16 protein-coding genes are annotated in these 17,787 nt (G+C 65.8%); 6 read left to right on the top strand and 10 right to left on the bottom strand.

The genetic code is table 11. The features are described from left to right. The first annotated feature begins 240 nt into the window (after positions 1-240). Positions 241-1,281 (top strand): ABC transporter substrate-binding protein, encoded by a 1,041-nt coding sequence (locus ACKI1H_RS20910; RefSeq protein ID WP_440466190.1) that lies wholly within the window; start codon positions 241-243, stop codon positions 1,279-1,281. 282 nt (positions 1,282-1,563) lie between these two features. On the opposite strand, the gene ACKI1H_RS20905 is transcribed toward ACKI1H_RS20910, so the two are convergent. Beyond that, a complete protein-coding gene (locus ACKI1H_RS20905) occupies positions 1,564-2,925 on the bottom strand; it encodes an MFS transporter (protein ID WP_045217956.1) in 1,362 nt (453 codons plus the stop codon). Between the two features lie 570 nt (positions 2,926-3,495). Between ACKI1H_RS20905 and ACKI1H_RS20900 the strand changes: the two genes are divergently transcribed. Beyond that, positions 3,496-4,254 carry a YkgJ family cysteine cluster protein gene (locus ACKI1H_RS20900; RefSeq protein WP_440466189.1) on the top strand — a complete coding sequence of 253 codons (759 nt, stop codon included), beginning with the start codon at positions 3,496-3,498 and terminating at the stop codon, positions 4,252-4,254. A gap of 90 nt (positions 4,255-4,344) precedes the next feature. Here the strand turns inward: ACKI1H_RS20900 and ACKI1H_RS20895 are convergent, their stop codons facing one another. The 6 genes from ACKI1H_RS20895 to ACKI1H_RS20870 all read right to left on the bottom strand — a co-directional run bounded on the left by ACKI1H_RS20895 (position 4,345) and on the right by ACKI1H_RS20870 (position 11,286). Beyond that, positions 4,345-5,127 (bottom strand): class I SAM-dependent methyltransferase, encoded by a 783-nt coding sequence (locus ACKI1H_RS20895; RefSeq protein WP_440466188.1) that lies wholly within the window; start codon positions 5,125-5,127, stop codon positions 4,345-4,347. A 10-nt stretch (positions 5,128-5,137) separates the two neighbouring features. Then, positions 5,138-6,673, bottom strand: a complete 1,536-nt coding sequence (locus ACKI1H_RS20890; protein WP_138524835.1) for an MDR family MFS transporter — start codon at positions 6,671-6,673, stop codon at positions 5,138-5,140. Next, entirely contained in the window at positions 6,663-7,814 is a 1,152-nt protein-coding gene (locus ACKI1H_RS20885; RefSeq protein WP_440466187.1) for an HlyD family secretion protein, read from the bottom strand. Before ACKI1H_RS20885 ends, ACKI1H_RS20890 begins: the two co-directional genes overlap by 11 nt. Beyond that, the gene (locus ACKI1H_RS20880) at positions 7,811-9,298 is read right to left on the bottom strand and encodes an efflux transporter outer membrane subunit (RefSeq protein ID WP_440466186.1); all 1,488 of its coding nucleotides are present in this window, start codon (positions 9,296-9,298) and stop codon (positions 7,811-7,813) included. The genes ACKI1H_RS20885 and ACKI1H_RS20880 overlap by 4 nt, the downstream gene beginning before the upstream one ends. 101 nt (positions 9,299-9,399) lie before the next feature. Further along, entirely contained in the window at positions 9,400-10,146 is a 747-nt protein-coding gene (locus ACKI1H_RS20875) for an AraC family transcriptional regulator (protein WP_440466185.1), read from the bottom strand. A gap of 186 nt (positions 10,147-10,332) precedes the next feature. Further along, positions 10,333-11,286 (bottom strand): AraC family transcriptional regulator, encoded by a 954-nt coding sequence (locus ACKI1H_RS20870; protein ID WP_440466184.1) that lies wholly within the window; start codon positions 11,284-11,286, stop codon positions 10,333-10,335. Positions 11,287-11,378: 92 nt separating this feature from the next. Between ACKI1H_RS20870 and ACKI1H_RS20865 the strand changes: the two genes are divergently transcribed. Then, positions 11,379-12,212: an oxidoreductase gene (locus ACKI1H_RS20865; RefSeq protein WP_440466183.1), complete on the top strand. Its 834-nt coding sequence runs from the start codon at positions 11,379-11,381 to the stop codon at positions 12,210-12,212. An 8-nt stretch (positions 12,213-12,220) separates the two neighbouring features. Here ACKI1H_RS20865 and map read toward each other — a convergent pair whose 3' ends face one another. The 3 genes from map to ACKI1H_RS20850 all read right to left on the bottom strand — a co-directional run bounded on the left by map (position 12,221) and on the right by ACKI1H_RS20850 (position 14,202). Beyond that, positions 12,221-12,991, bottom strand: a complete 771-nt coding sequence (gene map / locus ACKI1H_RS20860; RefSeq protein WP_440466182.1) for a type I methionyl aminopeptidase — start codon at positions 12,989-12,991, stop codon at positions 12,221-12,223. Beyond that, positions 12,988-13,197: a ParD-like family protein gene (locus ACKI1H_RS20855; protein WP_054910709.1), complete on the bottom strand. Its 210-nt coding sequence runs from the start codon at positions 13,195-13,197 to the stop codon at positions 12,988-12,990. The genes map and ACKI1H_RS20855 overlap by 4 nt, the downstream gene beginning before the upstream one ends. A gap of 90 nt (positions 13,198-13,287) precedes the next feature. Continuing rightward, complete coding sequence (locus ACKI1H_RS20850; RefSeq protein WP_138524823.1) at positions 13,288-14,202, bottom strand: LysR substrate-binding domain-containing protein; 915 nt, start codon at positions 14,200-14,202, stop codon at positions 13,288-13,290. 135 nt (positions 14,203-14,337) lie between these two features. Between ACKI1H_RS20850 and ACKI1H_RS20845 the strand changes: the two genes are divergently transcribed. The 3 genes from ACKI1H_RS20845 to ACKI1H_RS20835 are packed head-to-tail and all read left to right on the top strand — an operon-like array spanning position 14,338 to position 17,744. After that, a complete protein-coding gene (locus ACKI1H_RS20845) occupies positions 14,338-15,165 on the top strand; it encodes an FAS1-like dehydratase domain-containing protein (RefSeq protein WP_138524821.1) in 828 nt (275 codons plus the stop codon). Between the two features lie 49 nt (positions 15,166-15,214). Continuing rightward, the gene (locus ACKI1H_RS20840) at positions 15,215-16,375 is read left to right on the top strand and encodes an acyl-CoA dehydrogenase family protein (RefSeq protein ID WP_440466181.1); all 1,161 of its coding nucleotides are present in this window, start codon (positions 15,215-15,217) and stop codon (positions 16,373-16,375) included. A 19-nt stretch (positions 16,376-16,394) separates the two neighbouring features. After that, entirely contained in the window at positions 16,395-17,744 is a 1,350-nt protein-coding gene (locus ACKI1H_RS20835) for an MmgE/PrpD family protein (RefSeq protein ID WP_440466180.1), read from the top strand. The last annotated feature ends 43 nt before the right edge of the window (positions 17,745-17,787 follow it).

Genomic DNA, 17,787 nt, shown 5'->3' with positions numbered 1-17,787 from the left:
CGAAGTAGAACGGGGGCAAGCATGCCATCAGCGCAACGCCTTGTCGCGCCTGGCCTGTGCGGGTCCTGCTGGCTTCGTACCGGGATACGAGCGAGGCCTTCCGAATTGTAGTTCCGTCTGATTGTGGACCCTGCCGGCGAGCCCCAAGACTAGCTGGCAGTGCGCCATGCGAGCCCTTGGAGGCCCCGGATGGCGCCGCCTGCTGCGAGGCAGGCCGACTACTCACCGGAGACCATAACAATGAACAAGATCCTGAGTTATTCCATCGCTTGCGCCCTGGGTTGCGCGGCGACTTTCCCTGCTTTCGCCGACCTCACCGTGGTGTCCCACGGTGGCGCAAACAAGGTCGCCCAGGTCAAGGCCTTCTACGAACCCTACATGCAGCAGAGCGGCAGCCGCCTGATCGCCGACGAGTTCAATGGCGAGATGGCCAAGGTCAAGGTGCAGGTCGACACCGGCAGCGTCTCCTGGGACGTGGTGGAGATGGAGATGCCGGAACTGGCGCGCGCCTGCGATGAAGGCCTGCTGCAGGAAATCGGCGAGCAGCCGGGCATCGCCAAGCTCGCCCCGGAGTTGCTGGATGGCGCGGTGCAGCCGTGCGGCGTGGGTTTCTTCGTCTGGTCCACGGTGCTGGCCTACAACGCCGACAAGCTCAAGAGTGCGCCCACCGGCTGGGCGGATTTCTGGGACACGCAGAAACTCCCCGGTAAGCGCGGCCTGCGCAAGGGCGCCATGTACACGCTGGAGTTCGCGCTGATGGCCGATGGCGTGGCGCCGAAGGATGTCTATTCCGTGCTCGGGACCAAGGAAGGCCAGGACCGTGCGTTCAAGAAACTTGACCAGATCAAACCGAGCATCCAGTGGTGGGAGGCCGGCGCGCAGCCGCCGCAGTACCTGGCTTCCGGCGACGTAGTGATGAGTTCCGCCTACAACGGCCGGATCGCTGCCGTGCAGGACGAAAGCCAACTGCGCGTGGTGTGGAATGGCGGCATCTACGACATGGACGCCTTCGCCATTCCCAAGGGCGCTAAGAATACCGAGGAAGGGCTGCGCTTCATCCAGTACGTGCTGCAGACCGAGCAGCAGAAGAACTACGCGCAGCAGATCGCCTACGGCCCGGTGAACCGCGCCGCCGTCCCGCTGGTCGATGCGGCCCGCCGCAGCAACATGCCCACCGATGAGGCCAACCTGGCCGGCCAGGTGGCGATGAACGCCGCCTTCTGGGCCGACCACGGCGAGCAACTGGAGCAGCGCTTCAACGCCTGGGCCGCCAAGCAGTAAACCTTCACAGTGTGCGGCGTCGCCGCACTTTCAGGCCGCCTTCGGGCGGCCTTTTTTGTGGGCGGATGGGCAGGGTCTCGAAGGGGACTATCGATGTTCGCGAGCAAGCTCGCTCCTACAGGATGCAACGCGCGGATCAGCAGGCTCTTCTGAGGAGCGAGCTTGCTCGCGAACCGGTGCTCCGGCACGGCGGGAGGATTGGCGAATGGAAACGTCGGTGCCCCGCCCACAAAAAAGCCCATCGGGGTCACCGATGGGCTTCGGGTTACGCTTGGGAACGGATCAGGTCGCCAGGCTCAGCGACGCCGATTGTTGCAGCGAGCGGCCCTTGGTTTCCGGCGCCCAGGCCAGGCAGATGAAGAATGCCAGTAGGGTAATCGCCGCACCGATCAGCAGGGTCGCCTGCAGGCCGATGGATTCGATGCCGATGGGCATCAGGTAGGTGCCGGTCGCCGCGCCGATGCGGCTGAAGCCGACCGCTACACCGACAGCGGTGGCGCGCACCGAGGTGGGGAACAGCTCGTTGGGATAGATCCACTCCAGGATGCTCGGGCCGCCCGAAACGAAGGCATAGAAGGCGAAGGCACCGACGATGAACCAGGCCGGAGCATCCGCCCACAGGCCCAGGGCCAGCAGCGGCAGCGCCATCAGCGCAAAGGGCACCACCACCATGGGGCGGCGGCCCCAGGTTTCCACCAGTTTCAGTGCCGGGATCACGCCGATGGCGAAGAGAATGGCGATCATCAGCTCGCCCAGGGTCGAAGAGTTCTCGCCTTTGATGCCGGCGGTGAGCAGGATCATGCTGCCGAAGGTGTAGAGCACGTATTGCGGGGTGATCTGCGCGAAGTAGAGCATGCCGCACATGATGGTGCGCTTGAGGTAGCCGCCCGAGGAAATCATCTTCAGGTCGCTTTTCCACGAACGATGACGGCCACCGTCGTTCAGCTCGGCGACGTCGGCTGGGGTGATCACCACGTCCTTGTCGTAGACCAGCTTGATGACTTTCTGCGCTTCCTCGATGCGCCCCTTGCTGGCCAGCCAGCGCGGCGATTCCGGGATGCCACGGCGGATCAGCACGACGATGATGCCCACCACCGCACCGCTGAACAGCATCCAGCGCCACAGCGAGTGGTCACCGGTCCAGGAGACCATCAGGTAGCCAACGATGAAGGCGGTCATGGCGCCGCAGGACCACGCCAGGCCCGACACGCCGATCATGAAACCACGACGTTTGGACGGCGTGAATTCGGTCAGCAGCGAGGTGGCGATGGGATAGTCCGCACCGACCGCCAGGCCGATGACGAAGCGCAGCACGATCAGTTGCCAGGCCTCGGTGACGAAGGCGGAGAGGCCGCAGGCGATCACCAGCACGGTGAGGTCCAGGGCGTACATGGTTTCCCGGCCGATGCGGTCGGTAATGGCGCCGAACACCGTGGCGCCGAAGAAGATGCCCAGCAGCGAGGCGGCGCCAATCAGCCCGGTTTCCACTGAGGTGGCGGCGATGTCCTGGCCGAAGCCGATCAGCGCGATACCGATCAGGCTGAGGATGTAGCCGTCGAGGAAGGGGCCGCCGCAGCAGGCCAGCAGCAGTTTCCGGTGAAATTTCGAGACCGGGGAATGTTCAATGACATCAAACACGCTCATGGGTACAACCTTTGTTGAATTTATAAGTGGCCAGGCAGCGCGCTTGCGCGCTTCGTGGCGGCGATGACCGTCTGGTGGGAGGCAGGAGCCCGGGTCGATCGCTCTGGCAGCGACGGGTGGAGAGGGTGCAGGGGGCTTGGCGGGCGGACAATTCACCCAAGGTAAGAAGCGCGTCGTAGAGGCCTGTACGATCGTATGAGCCCGCATCGGCGTGGCTCCGTGGCGCGCTGCGCCCTTATGGATGCGGAGTGCAGAACGGGTTTCACGAGATTTTCGTGCCATCCCTGCTATCGCCAGCTCGCTCGCCCAGAGGATCGGGCAAGAATCGCACTGAATCGCACTACTGCCCTGGAAGCAACCGCCTGGAGAATGGCCGGACTCAAGGCGCGTGAGGCCAGACCCTGTCCGAGGGCGCGTGCCCACGCCGTTACGCCAGGACTCCTCGACTCATGCCCCATCGGCAACCTTTGCCCACCATTACAGGCCCGCATCTATCTGGCGCCGGGCCGGCCCTGTTCGTTCCCGTCGACAAGTTCCGGGGAGCACCGACACGCCTGCGGGAGCATGACCTTGGATAGACAGCACCCGGTTCGTTTCGGTTGTGTCGGCTGTGGCGCGTGCTGTCGCGGGCGCTACGTTCCACTGACCCTGGCGGAGTCCCAAGCCTGGCTGCGTCGTGGCGATGAAGTCGCGATCCTTCTGGAGGCCTTCCTCACGGACGATGTCTTGGCACACGACGCCCACTATGACCACTACAGCCGGCGGGCCAGCGAAGTCCCCTGCGGCACTGTCCGACTGAACCTGATTCCGATCTTCGTCGGCGTGGCCCAGCCGCAATGCCCGAACCTGGATGCCGACGACCGCTGCACGATCCACACGGAGCGGCCACTGGTCTGCCGCATCTATCCAATGGAGATCAATCCCTTCATCGCGATCGATCCGGCCAACAAGGAGTGCCCGCCGGAGTCATGGAGCAGTGCGGCAACCGAAGTGTTGATTGCGAGCGACGCCAGGGTGGACCCGGTATTGGCGCAGCTGATCGAGGAGTCCCGAGCAGCGGATCGGCGCGACGCTGCGGAGAAAGTGGCGATCTGTCAGCAACTGGGATACACGGTGACTGCCTACAAGGGCAATGGCCTGGCCTTGTACAGACCGGAACGGGAGCGGCTCTTCGACGCTGTTTCCAGGCGCGGGGCGGCACCGCTGGATGGACACAGGTGGACGGTCGAGGCTCACGGCGCCAGCGTGCTGGCAGTCCTGCAGCAACAGGGTGTGCAGTTGATCGACACGGTGAACAGCGAGCACCTTTTTCTGCCATTGGGGGGCTGACCACTGAGTCCCCGGACGCGGCATGGAAATCCTCGGGACGCCGCTCCTGCTTGGCTGGCCGCAGAGGCTGGGCCATTACCTGGCGATGCCTCAGGGTTTCTCCGCCCAGGTCGCCAGGAAGGTGGGCAGGAATCGGTCGACCACGAAGCGCGGGTTGGGCTGTTCGTCTTCGAGGAATCCCCGGAGGACGAACCCCGCTTCCAGTTGCCCGCCGATCTGCTCGGCCAGGCTATGACCAAACACCAGCGCTTCGCCGCGCTGCTGCCTGTCGTTCAGGGCTTGCGCCGGCAAGTCGCGCAGATCGGAGTAGGGCAGTCTGTAGCGCGGGCGGATCAGCCCTTGCTCGGCCAGCGCCGGGTCACGATCGCCGATGAACACCACCGGGTTGTAGAAGCTGCTGAGCAGCCGGCCACCGTTGCGCAAGGTGCGGAAGCACTCGCGCCAGATCGGTCGGATATCCGGCACATAAAGGTTGGAAATCGGGTGGAAGATGCAGTCGAACGCGCCGTCGACAAAGGCCGACAGGTCGCGCATGTCGCCCAGTCGGGTTTCCAGTTGCAGACCGTCGCGCTCGGCCACTTCTCGATCCCGCGCCAGTTGCTCGGGGCTGGCGTCGAGCACCGTTACCAGCGCGCCGGCTGCCGCCAGAACCGGCGCCTGCTGCCCGCCTCCGGAGGCCAGGCAGAGGATGCGCTGGCCGCTGACATCGCCCAGCCAGGCCGGCGGCAGTGGGGACGGCGTGAGATGCACCTGCCAGTCGCCACGCCGCGCCGCCGCCGTGATCTGCGGCCCGACCGGCTGGCTCCATGGCCCCTGCTGGCGGGCCTGGCGGTCCCAGGCGTCCTGATTGTGCTTGAAGATATCGATGGGCATGCAGACTCCTCTAGGAACTCTTGTGGCCGCGCAGGGCAAGCGCGGCCATCGCGCACGCCAGCAGGGCGATGAAGGACAGATAGAACGCATCACCATAGGCCATGAGGAACGCTTCGTGGCGGATGTGTGCGCCCAGGCGGGCAAGGGTTTCGGCCTGTGCCGGCAGCCATTCGTTAAGGCCGAAGGCGCTATCGGGATCACCTGGCAGGCGCTCCTGCAAAGCGGGCGAGAAAAGCGTTACCTGCTCGCCGATGCGTTCCGAGTGGAAGCGTTCGCGCTGCGAGACGATCTGCGTCAGCGCTGCCGTGCCGACCGCGCCACCGAGGTTGCGCAGCATGGAGAACAGCGCCGAGGCCGAGCCGGCTTCCTGCCTGGACAGCCCGGAGACGGCCAGTACCGACAGCGCCACCATGATGAAGGGCTGGCCGATGCCACGTACCACCGTCGAAGGAATGATCACGTTGGCCGCGCTGTCGGCGTTCAGGTGCGCGCCGAGGTAGCAACCCAGCGCCATGATGGCGAAACCGCTGGCGACCATCAGTTTGGGGTTCAGCCAGCGCATCAGGCGCGGCATCAGCGGTGCCAGAAGCAACTGCACGAGCCCATACGCAATCAGGCTGACGCCGATCTCCCGGGCGTTATAGCCATGCAGCTGGGACAGGTAGTTGGGGACCAGAAATACCAGGCCGAAGGTCGCCGCGCCGAAGATGAACATCGCCGCACTGGCCACGCCGAAGTTGTAGCCGGCCAGCAGGCGCAGGTTGATGAACGAGCGCCGGCCGAACAGTTGCGTGTAGATGAACAGCAGCAGGGCGATCACGCCGATGGCCAGCATCGCGGTGATGAACTCGGAGCCGAACCAGTCCTTGCGGCCGCCTTCCTCCAGCACGATCTGGATCGCCCCCAGGCCGATGACCATGCTGGCAATACCCAGCCAGTCGCCGTTGCGCAGTTTCTGCAGTTGCATCGATTTCGGCTCGATCGACCAGGCCACGGCGGCGAGCAGCAACACACCGGGGATCAGCTGCAGGTAGAAAATCCAGCGCCAGCTGTAGGCGTCGGTGAGCCAGCCGCCGATGGACGGCCCGGCGGCCTGGGCGACGCTGTTGGACAGGCTGAACAGCGCCATGCCCATGGCGACACGCGAGGCCGGCAGCTCGGTGATGATCAGCTGGAACGACAGCGGGATCAGCACGGCGCCGGCCGCGCCCTGGATCACGCGGATGGCGATCAGCGTGGCGAGGTTCGGTGCAAACGAACAGGCCACCGAGGCCGCGAGGAAGATCGCCGAGCCGACCAGCATCACCCGGCGCAGGGAGAACACCTCCACCAGCCAGGCGGTCAGGGGGATCATCACAATCTCGGCGACCAGGTAGGCCGTGGAGATCCAAGAGCCTTCCTCGAAGCTGGCGCTCAGCGAGCCCTGGATTTCCGGCAAGGCGGCACTGGTGACGTGGACGTTCATGCCCGCCATGAAGCAGCCGAACAGCCCGCCGATCACCGCCACCCAGGCCTTGAGCGAGGTCTTCTCGCTGTCACTGGCCATCGGGCTGCGCCTCCGCGCTGTCACGGGTGTCCACTTCGGCGATCACCGACATGCCGGGCAGGATCGGCACCTGTTGGCGGGCGCCGGCATCCAGGGTGATCTTCACCGGGAAGCGCTGGACGATCTTGGTGAAGTTGCCGGTGGCGTTGTCCGGTGGCAGCAGGGCGAAGATCGCCCCGGAACCGGGCGAGAAACTCTCGACGCGGCCGTGCAACACCCTGTCGGGGAAACTGTCCACGCGCACCTCCACCGGCTGGCCGGGGCGCATGCGGCGCAGTTGGGTTTCCTTGTAGTTGGCCACCACGTAGGACTGGTCCACCGGGACCAGGGCCAGCAGCGGCAAGCCAGGCGTCACGTACTGGCGCTGGCGCACACGGCGCTGGCCGACCACGCCGGCTATGGGCGCGCGGACCAGCGTGTCCTCCAGTTCGCTTTCTGCCAGGGCCAGGCTGGCGTCTGCCCCGACGGCGCGAGCCTGTTGCTGTTGCAACTGGGCGACGGCCTGATCGCGGCTGGCCTGCAGCACGCTCAGGCGGGTGCGTTGCCGGCTGGCCGCGGCTTCGGCACGGTTGAAGGCTGAACGCGCGCGGGCGAAGTCGGCGGTGACGCTCTCGAGGCGTTGGTCGCTCGCGGCATGCTGGGCCACCAGGTCACGGTAGCGCTGGAAGTCCAGTTGCGCGCGCTGGCGTTCGGCACGGGCACTGTCGATATCGGCGCCGGCCTGGTCGATCAGCGCCTTTTGCTCCTTCAACTGCGCATCCAGCGTCACCAGCGCGGCCTGCTGCGTAGCGATGGCGGCGCGAGCCTCGGTCTGCCGGGCCCGTGCCTGCTGCACGCGGGCCTGGTAGTCGCGCTCCTGGAGGCGTACCAGTGGGGTGCCGGCGGCGACGCGCTGATTGTCCTCCACCAGCACCTCGGCGACGTAACCGGACACCTTCGGGCTGATGGTGATCCAGTCGGCGCGCACATAGGCGTCGTCGGTTTCCTCCAGGTAGCGGCCAATGTCGGCCCAGTAAAGGCCATAGCCCAGCGCGACGGCGGCGAGGACGCCGCCGCCCAGCCAGATCAGGCGGCGCTTGCGGTCGATCTGTGCCTTCTGTTCGGCGGCGTTGGCTTGCGGGTCATCGACGGCAATGTTCATCGTGCGGGTTCCGTAGCAGAGAGGATGCTCCTGGCAGGTACGCTGGCTGGCGAGTCCTGCCAACCGCCGCCGAGGGCATGGAAAAGTTCGATCTGGCGCTCGACCAGTTGCCGGTCGGCCTCGGCCTTGTCCGCTTCGAGGCGGACCATGGCGCGCTCGCTGTCGAGCACGTCGAGGAAGTCCAGGGCGCCGGCCTGGTAGTTCACCCGGGCCAGGCGGTAGGCGTTGCGGCTGCTGTCGAGCGCTCCGGCCAGCGCGTCGCGGTGGCCGGCTTCGCCGCCGTAGCGGGCCAGGCTCTGGCGAACCTCCTTGAGCGCCACCAGCGCCTGTTGCTGGAAACGGGCGAGTTGCTGGCGCTCGTGGGCCTGGGCGCCATTGAGGCGGGCGCGGGTGACCAGCAGGTTGGGAAAGCTCCAGCTGATCAGCGGGCCGATGGCGTAGGTGATCGCTTCGTGGTCGCCGAGGTCGTGCAGGCGCTCGGCGGAGGAGCTGATCGACGCGCCAAAGGACACGCTTGGGTAGAAGTCTGCCTGGCGCATACCCACTTCATGCCCGGCGGCCGCCAGTGCGCGTTCGGCGGCACGGATGTCCGGGCGGCGTTGCAGCAGCGCCCAGCCATCACCAACTGGCAGTGCCCGGCTCAGCCGAGGCACGTTCTGGCAGCCACTGACCGAGGCCGGCAGTTGCCCCGGCTCGCTGCCGGTGAGCACGCCAAGCTCTTCCAGGGCGGCCTGGTGTTCGGCCTCGAGGCGCGGCAGCAGGGCGCGGGTTTCCTCCAGCAGGCTGCGTACGCGATCCACCTCCAGATCGGTAACCAGCCCGGCACGGCGCTGGCGGACCGTGAGGTCGAGACTGCGCTCCACCGTTGACACCGAATGCTGCTGGATGGCCGACCGCGCGGCGTAGGCGCAGGCATTGGCGTAGGCGCGGGCGGTGCCGGCAGCGACATTGACCTGCAACTGGTCGTGGGCGGCTTGAGCGGCCTCCGCGTTGGCCTGGGCGGCCTGGATTGACTGGCGCACCTGGCCCCAGAGGTCGAGTTGGTAATCCAGCGCGAACCCCGGCACCTGGTTCCACTGCGAGCCGGCGCGGCTGCCGGTGGCCTTGGCTTCGGTCTGGTCATCACTGGTGCGGCCGTAGAAGGTCTGCCAGCTCGCTGTGGTGCTGGGCCAACGTTGTGCTCGCGCCTGGCCGAGCAGGGCCAGCAGTTCATCGACGTGGGCGAGGGAGGCTTGCAGGTCGTGGTTATGCCGCAGGGCCAGGGTTACCAACTGGTCGAGTTGCGGGTCGTGGTACAGACGCCACCAATCGCTGGGCGGGTCCTGCGCGGCGGTACCGCTGGCGAGCGCCTGCCAGTCACCGCCAGCAGGCGGATGGGTAGCAGGCGTCTGATGTTCGCTGACCGCCGAACAGCCGCCGAGCAGCAGGCCGGCACAAGCCAGCGCGAGCAGCGAATGTCGCGGGTTGGAGGAGGGTATGGGCATGTCGGGGAGTCACTTGGGTTCGGACTCCCGCAGGTTAGGGGCTCAGCCGGTGCACCTCTCTCGCACGACCGACAACCAGCCTCGCGAAAATGACAAGCTGCTCAGCCGCGAACCGCCTGGTAGTGGCTGGGCAACTGCCCGAGAACCCGCTTGAAGGTTTGCGAGAAGGCGCTCGGGCTCTGGTAACCGTGCTCCAGCGCCACTTCCAGCACCGAGGCGCCGGCGATCAGGCGTTGCAGGCTGAGGACCATGCGCACACGGGTGCGCCAGTCGCCGAAGTTCATCCCCAGTTCGCGCTGGAACAGGCGGGCGAGGGTGCGGCTGCTCATGTTCAACTGCTGCGCCCAGTCCTCCATGCCGGTTTCGTCCCCCGGAGCGCTGATCACCGCGTTGCATAGCCGCAACAGGCGCGCGTCCCGTGGCATGGCGAGGTGAATGCCGACTGTTTGCGCCGCGTCCATCTCCACCAGCAGCAGTTCGTGCAGGCAACGGCGGCGCTGTTCATTGCCGTCACCCGGCTGTATCGCGCTGGCGGCAACCAGCAGTTCCCGCATCAGGGGCGTCACTGCGATCAGCTGGCAGTGCTGGCCACCCCAGGGCCAGGTGGAGGCAGGCATGAACAGCGTGCGCATGCGCACGCTGCCGAACATGCGGATCTGGTGCTCGGTGCCCGGCGGCACCCACAGCGCGTGGCCGGCCGGAACCACCCAGTTCTTCTGCGCCGCGCCTACCAGCATCACGCCTGAGATCGAATGGATCAGCTGCGCCTGGGCGTGGCAGTGCGGGAGGATTTCCTCGCCGTCCTGGTGGTCATAGGCGAGCGCCTCCAGGGACAGGGCGCAGGTCATGGCGCGAGGCCTTCGGGGCGGGTGGGCGAGTCGAACGGTTGCATGTGGGGCTCCTGGAGGAATCAGCATTCTAGGTGAAACCACCAGCCAGTTTCTGGCGTTAAGTTGCTGTAATTCATTATTGATGGCAATAAATAATCTTGAATTAGACGATTCTTGGAATTATCAAGAAGCTACCTGCCGGGTTCAGTGAGACGAGACGTAAACCGAGGCTTCCTGCGCTGGCGGAATCGCGAAGCTCTCCCGCATGCGCTGCGCCTCCGCCAGTGGCGTGCGGCCGAACAGACGCTTGAACTCCCGGTTGAACTGCGAGGCGCTGGCGTAGCCGACAGCCAGGCTCGCCGCCTGCGCCGTCATGCCTTGGCGCACGATCAGCAACCGCGCCTGGTGCAGCCGTGTGCACTTGAGGTACTGCATGGGCGAGGTACGGGTAATGGCCTTGAAGTGGCTGTGGAAGGACGGAACGCTCATGCCGGCCTCGCCGGCCAGTTGCGGCAGGTCGATGGACTGCGCGTAGCCCGTGTGGATGCGCTGCAGGGCCCTGGCGATGTTGCCGAAGCGGCCACGCATGGCCAGCGCCGCGCGCATGGTGTTGCCTTGGGTGCCGGTCAGTACGCGGAAGTACAGCTCGCGCAGCAGGGCCGGTGCGAGGACGGCCGCTTCCAGCGGGTCGCCCAGCGCTTCGAGGAAACGCAGCACCGATTGCGTCAGTGCCGGGTCCATCGGGCTGGAAAACAGGCTGCGTGGCGCGTCCTCGGTGCATGGCTTGCCTATCGCGTCGATCTGCAACATCAGCTCGGCAGCGAGCTGGAAGTCCAGGTGCAAGTAGATGGCCAGCAGCGGCCGCTCGGCAGTCGCATCGGTTTCCATGGTGAAGGGCACCGGCACCGCGACGGCCAGGTAGTGCTGTTCGTCGTAAACGTAGATTTCATCGCCGAAGTACCCGCGCTTGCAGCCCTGGCAGACGATCACGATGCCGGGATCGTAGAGCACCGGGGTGCGCGCCAGTGGTCGGTTCGAGCGGAGCAGTCGCACGCCCGGAAGCGCAGTGAGGTTGTAGCCCTCCTGAGGAGCCAGTGCGGCGAGCAGGGCGGCCATGCGCGCCTGGTTGGTCCAGGGAGCGTCGTCGTCTTTGTTCATAGAATCAGGCAATACAATCAGAGGTTGAGGTCTCTTGGCGAGAGGCGGTGCTGAGTATTGTGCACTCAATTCCCCCGCAATGGAGTCATCCCATGTCCTATCGAAAATCCCTGCTGATCACCGGCGCCAACAGTGGCTTCGGCTTGGCCCTGACCCATGAGGCGCTCGCCGCCGGACATCTTGTGATCGGCACGGTGCGAAATGAAGAGGCCCGCGCCGGACTTGAAGCGCTGGCGCCAGGGAAGGTCTTCGGGCGCCTGCTCGATGTGACCGACTTCGATGCCATCCCAGGTGTGGTTGCTGAAATCGAAGCGAGCATCGGCCCGCTGGATGTGCTGGTGAACAGTGCCGGCTACGGCCACGAAGGCATCCTCGAGGAGTCACCGCTGGGAGCGATGCGCCGGCAGTTCGAGGTGAACGTCTTCGGCGCCGTGGCGATGATTCAGGCCGTGCTGCCTGCCATGCGCAGTCGCCGCCGTGGGCACATCCTCAACATCACCTCGATGGGCGGTTATATCACCCTGCCGGGCATCGCCTTTTACTGCGGCAGCAAGTTCGCCCTGGAGGGCATCAGCGACGCGCTCGGCAAGGAAGTCGAAGGCTTCGGTATTGCGGTGACGGCGGTGGCTCCAGGCTCCTTCCGCACCGATTGGGCCGGGCGTTCCATGGTTCGCAGCCCGCGTTCCATCGCCGATTACGACGCGCTGTTCGACCCGGTGCGCCAGGCGCGGCAGGAAAAGAGCGGCAAGCAGTTGGGCGACCCGGCGAAGGCCGCGCAGGCGATGCTGGCGGCCATCGAGGCGCCGGTGCCGCCACGGCACCTGCTGCTGGGCAGCGATGCACTGGGCCTGGTACGGCAGAAACTCTCCGCGCTGGAAACGGAGATCAACCACTGGGAAGCGCTCACCCGTTCCACCGACGGCTGAGCGGCGTATCAATACCCGGCGTTACGCTCCTCGGGGCGCAGCGTGAGGACCTCGAAGCCGGTGGCGGTCACCGCCACGGTGTGCTCGAACTGCGCGGAGAGCTTGCCGTCGAGGGTGACCACGGTCCACTCGTCCGCCAGGGTTTTTACCCCGGAATGCCCCTGGTTGAGCATGGGCTCGATGGTGAAGGTCATGCCTTCCCTGAGCACCTGGCCGGTGCGCGGGCGACCGAAGTGGAGCACCTGGGGCGGCTCATGCATCTCGCGGCCAATGCCGTGGCCGCAATATTCCTCGACCACGGTGTAGCCGTTCTGCCGGGCGTGCCGCTCGATGGCGTGGCCGACGTCGCCGAGGCGGGCGCCGGGTTTCACCGCGCGAATGCCTTTCCACATCGCCTCGTAGGTGATCTCCACCAGGCGTTTTGCCGCCGGTGAGACCTTGCCGATCAGGTAGGTCTTGCTCGAGTCGGCGATGAAGCCGTTCTTTTCCAGGGTGATATCGAAGTTGACGATGTCGCCATCCTGCAGGCGGTCCGCCTCGGACGGCACGCCATGGCAGACCACCTGGTTGCGCGAGGAATTGAGCACGTAGGCGAAGCCGTACTGGCCCTTGCTGGCCGGGCGTGCCTGCAGCTCATCGACGATGTAGCGCTCGACCCGGTCGTTCACTTCGAGGGTGCTCATGCCTTCCAGCGGCAGGCTGTCGACGAAGCCGAAGACCTTTGCCAGCAGTCGGCCGGACTCGGCCATCAGCGCCAGTTCTGCCAGGGTCTTGATCATTTCGCACCCGCCGTGGCCGGGTACTTCACCCCAGCTTCCTGCAGCTCACGGGTCACGATCTCGTTGAAGCTCAGGGTCGGCTCCAGCTCGCAGAGCATGCCGATCTTGATCCAGAACGCCGCCTGCGCATTGATCGAGCGGCAGGCGACAGAGCTGGCGCGACGCAGTTGGTCGTGCAGTTCGTCGTCCAGGTTGATGATGCCCATGAACGCCAGTCTCCATATGAAGCATAACAAAACATATATCCATCATATGGCTGCAGCGAGCGGAATGCAAAACGGCCTCGCAGCAGGGGCTCAGTCGGACTGGTGTTCCGTGGCACCGTCCTGCAGGCCGCGCAGCAGGTCCACCAGTGCGCGGGCGCAAGCGGGCAGGGCTTCGCGATCGCGCAGCAGCACGCTGCGCTCGCGAACCACCCAGGGCTCGTCCAGCGCCAGTATCTGCAGGTTCATGGTGCGGCTGTGGCGCACGGCGGCCGTTTCCGGGATCACGCCGATGCCGACCCCGGCTTCGACCATCCGGCAGATAGCCTCGAAGCTGGCCACCTGGATGCGCAGGTTGAGGTCGCCGCCCATGCGTTCCACGCGTTCGCGCAGGAAACTCTGCAGGGTGCTGCCTTCATGCAGGGCAATGTGCGGGTAATCCAGCGTGTCGGCCAGGGTCAGGCGGGGCAGGGTGCACAGCGGGTGACCCGGGGCCACGGCCAGTACCAGCCGATCAGTACTGAAGTGGACGACCTGCAGTCCTTCCGCGCGGACTGGACCGGCAACGATACCCAGGTCCGCGGAGCCATCGAGGATGGCGCGAACGATGTCGCGGTTCAGCCGCTCCTGGAGGTCCACGCTGACGCCGGGACGCTCGGCGAGAAAATCGGCAAGCAGCTCCGGAAGAAACTCAGTCACCGCCGTGGTGTTGGCGAAGATGCGAATGTGACCGACCTGATCGCCGGCCTGGCCGCTGAAGTCGCTTTTCAGATGATCCACCTGGCGCAGGATCAGCCGCGCGTGCTGCAGCAGACGTTCCCCGGCGGGAGTCAACTCGACCCCACGGTTGTCGCGGTACAGCAGGCGGCACTCGAGCTGGCCCTCCAGCGCCTTGATCCGTGCGCTGGCGGCAGCGGCGGAAAGATGGGCGCGGCGCGCACCCTGGGTGAGGCTGGGAGCCTCGGCGATGTGGGTGAAAAGACGCAGGTCGGCGAGATCGAAATGCATGTAACGGGTTCCCGCTAGGCTTGGGGATGAGAGTTGCGTTCGGTGTGGCTTAACGCTGGATTATGAAAATGTGGATTCGCCGAACGCAAGCCCTGCTGCATCCTCGGCGTCATCCACTCTGCCAAGAGGTCACCCATGAGCGATTCGCCGTACGCCGACTGGATCGGCCGTTCCCAGGAACGCGAGGAAGAACTGAGTGCCGTGCTGGTCCGCCGTCTGGCCGTGACCCTCGCGGAAGATGCGCCGGCCAAGGGCGATGCGCTGCCGCCGCTGTGGCACTGGATGTTCTTTCAGGATGAGGTGACTGAGCCGGGCCTTGGCGCCGACGGTCATCCGGCACGCGGCGGCTTCCTGCCTCCGGCCGATGGGCGCAACCGCATGTGGGCCGGCGGTCGTCTGACGTTCCACGAACCGCTGCGTGTCGGCGGCGTGGCCAAGCGCACCACCACCATCCTTAACGTCGAGGAAAAGCACGGGCGCACCGGTTCGCTGCTGTTCGTCACCTTGCGTCACGACTTCCGCCAGGACGGCCGCCTGGCCTTCAGCGAAGAGCAGGACATCGTCTACCGCGAGCCGACACCGCCCAAGCTGGGCAGTGGTGAAGCGCTGCCCGCCGGAGATTGGAGTGAAACGGTGGAGCCTTCGCCGATTCTGCTGTTCCGTTACTCCGCGCTGACCTTCAACGGTCACCGCATCCATTACGACTGGCCCTACGTCACTGAGGCCGAGGGCTACCCCGGCCTGGTGGTGCACGGCCCGCTGATCGGCACTCTGAACCTGCGCGCCTTCTGCCGTGCCAACCCCGAGGCGCGCCTGCGCCGCTACGCCTACCGCGGCCTGCGCCCGCTGATCAGCCCCGAACCGTTCGAGGTCGGTGGCCGTCTGAGCGGACCCGGCAAGGCTGAAGTCTGGGCTGGCAACGGCGCCGGCATCGCCCAGCGTGGCGAAGTGGAATTCGACTGACCGCACCTTTTTGAAGGTGCCTCCAACAAGAAAGACATGAGGTGTTTCGATGACGTCCACCCCCGAAGAGCTCCAGGCCATCCGTGAAGGCGTGCGCGCCCTGTGTGCGGAGTTCCCCGCCGAGTACTGGCGCAGGATCGACGAAGAGAAGGGCTTCCCCGAAGCCTTCGTCCGCGCCATGACCGAAGCCGGCTGGCTGTCGGCGATGATCCCGGAGGAATACGGCGGCTCGGGCCTGGGCCTGGCCGAGGCCTCGGTGATCCTCGAAGAAGTGAACCGTTGCGGCGGCAACTCCGGCACCATCCACGGGCAGATGTACAACATGTTCACTCTGCTGCGGAACGGCAGCGCCGAGCAGAAGGCCTACTACTTGCCCAAGCTCGCCAGCGGCGAACTGCGCCTGCAGTCCATGGGCGTCACCGAGCCGACCACCGGCACCGACACCACCAAGATCAAGACCACTGCCGTGCGCAAGGGCGACAAGTACGTGGTCAACGGCCAGAAGGTGTGGATCTCGCGCATCCAGCACTCCGACCTGATGATCCTGCTGGCCCGCACCACGCCGCTGGCGGAGGTGAAGAAGAAGTCCGAGGGCATGTCGATCTTCCTCGTCGATCTGCGCGAAGCCGTCGGCAACGGCCTGACCGTTCAGCCCATCGCCAACATGGTCAACCACGAGACCAACGAGCTGTTCTTCGACAATCTGGAAATCCCCGCCGGCAACCTGATCGGCGAGGAAGGCAAGGGCTTCAAGTACATCCTCGACGGCCTCAATGCCGAGCGCACGCTGATTGCCGCCGAGTGTATTGGCGATGGCCGTTGGTTCACCGAGAAATCCGCACAGTACGCCCGCGACCGCGTGGTGTTCGGTCGGCCCATCGGGCAGAACCAGGGTGTGCAGTTCCCCATCGCCGAGGCCCACATCGAAATCGAGGCCGCTGACCTGATGCGTTGGCGCGCCTGCGATGAATACGACAGCGGCAAGAACGCCGGCGCCGCCGCCAACATGGCCAAGTACCTGGCGGCCAAGGCCAGCTGGGAAGCGGCCAACGCCTGCCTGCAGACCCACGGCGGCTTCGGTTTCGCCAACGAGTACGACGTCGAGCGCAAGTTCCGCGAGACGCGTCTGTACCAGGTGGCGCCGATCTCCACCAACCTGATCCTGTCCTATGTGGCCGAGCACCTGCTCGAACTGCCGCGTTCTTTCTAATCGACCGGGACGACAAGCGATGAACAATACCCACGCCCTCGCCGAGTTCCTTGCCGGTTTGCGCTACGAAGACCTGCCCGCGTCCGTGGTCGAGTACACCGAAGAACTGTTCCTCGACTGGCTCGGCTCGGCCCTGGCCAGCCAGAACCGCCACCCGATCCCGTTGTTCCAGCGCTACGCCCAGCGCATGGGCCCGGCGAGCGGTAAGAGCCGCGTGCTGGTGGACGGCACCTCGACTTCCGCTTACTTCGCCGCCCTGGTCAACGGTGCCAGCTCGCACCTGGTGGAGCAGGACGACCTGCACAACAGCTCCGTGCTGCACCCGGCCACCGTGGTGTTCCCGGCGGCCCTGGCGGCTGCGCAGGAGTTGGGCAAATCCGGCCGCGAGCTGATCCTCGCCAGCGTCGCCGGCTACGAGGCGGGTATCCGCATCGGCGAATTCCTCGGCCGCTCGCATTACCGCATCTTCCATACCACCGCCACGGTCGGCACCCTGGCTGCCGCAGTGGCCGTGGGCAAGCTGCTGGAGTTGGACAGTCGACAGTTCGTCAACTGCCTGGGCAGCGCCGGCACACAGGCCGCCGGGCTCTGGGAATTCCTGCGGGACGCTGCCGACTCCAAGCAACTTCACACTGCCAAAGCCGCGGCTGACGGCCTGCTTGCCGCCTACCTGACGGCCGATGGTCTGACCGGCGCGCAGAACATCCTCGAAGGCGAGCAGGGCATGGCCGCCGGCATGTCCAGCGACGCCGACCCGAGCAAACTGGTGGATGGCCTGGGCACGCGCTGGGCGTTGTGCGAGACCTCCTACAAGTTCCACGCCTCCTGCCGCCATACCCATCCCGCCGCTGATGCGCTGCTGGGCCTGATGCAGCGCGAAGGGCTCAGGCATGGCGACATCGCCCAGGTCACTACCCGCGTTCACCAGGGCGCCATCGATGTGCTCGGCCGCGTGGTGGTGCCACAGACGGTGCACCAGGCGAAGTTCTCCATGGGCACCGTGCTGGGCCTGATCGCCGTGCACGGCAAGGCCGGGCTGGTGGAGTTCGAGGAGTTCTCCCTGAGCGATACCGATGTCTCGGCTTTCCGCGAGAAGGTCAGCATGCAGCTCGACCCTGAAGTGGACGGCGCCTACCCGCGGCGCTGGCTCGGCCGCGTCGACGTGCTCACCACCGACGGCCGTCAGCTGCACGGTGCCATCGACGAGCCCAAGGGCGATCCGGGCAACGGCCTGAGCCGCGCAGAGCTGGAGGACAAGTTCCGTCGCCTGCTGGCCTTCGCCGGCCAGCGCAGCGAGGCTGAAGCGGACCGCCTGGTGCAAGCCAGCTGGCGGCTGCACCAACTGTCGAACCTCGACGACTTCCACTGAAAGACTCGCGGGCGGCCTGGCCGCCCGATCCCACCGCCCGGTA

Origin of the sequence: Pseudomonas sp. YH-1, assembly GCF_051990045.1 — a bacterium.
Taxonomy (GTDB): domain Bacteria; phylum Pseudomonadota; class Gammaproteobacteria; order Pseudomonadales; family Pseudomonadaceae; genus Pseudomonas; species Pseudomonas nicosulfuronedens.
Note: the sequence above shows the minus strand (reverse complement) of the source record. Positions and strands in the feature narration are given on the sequence as shown.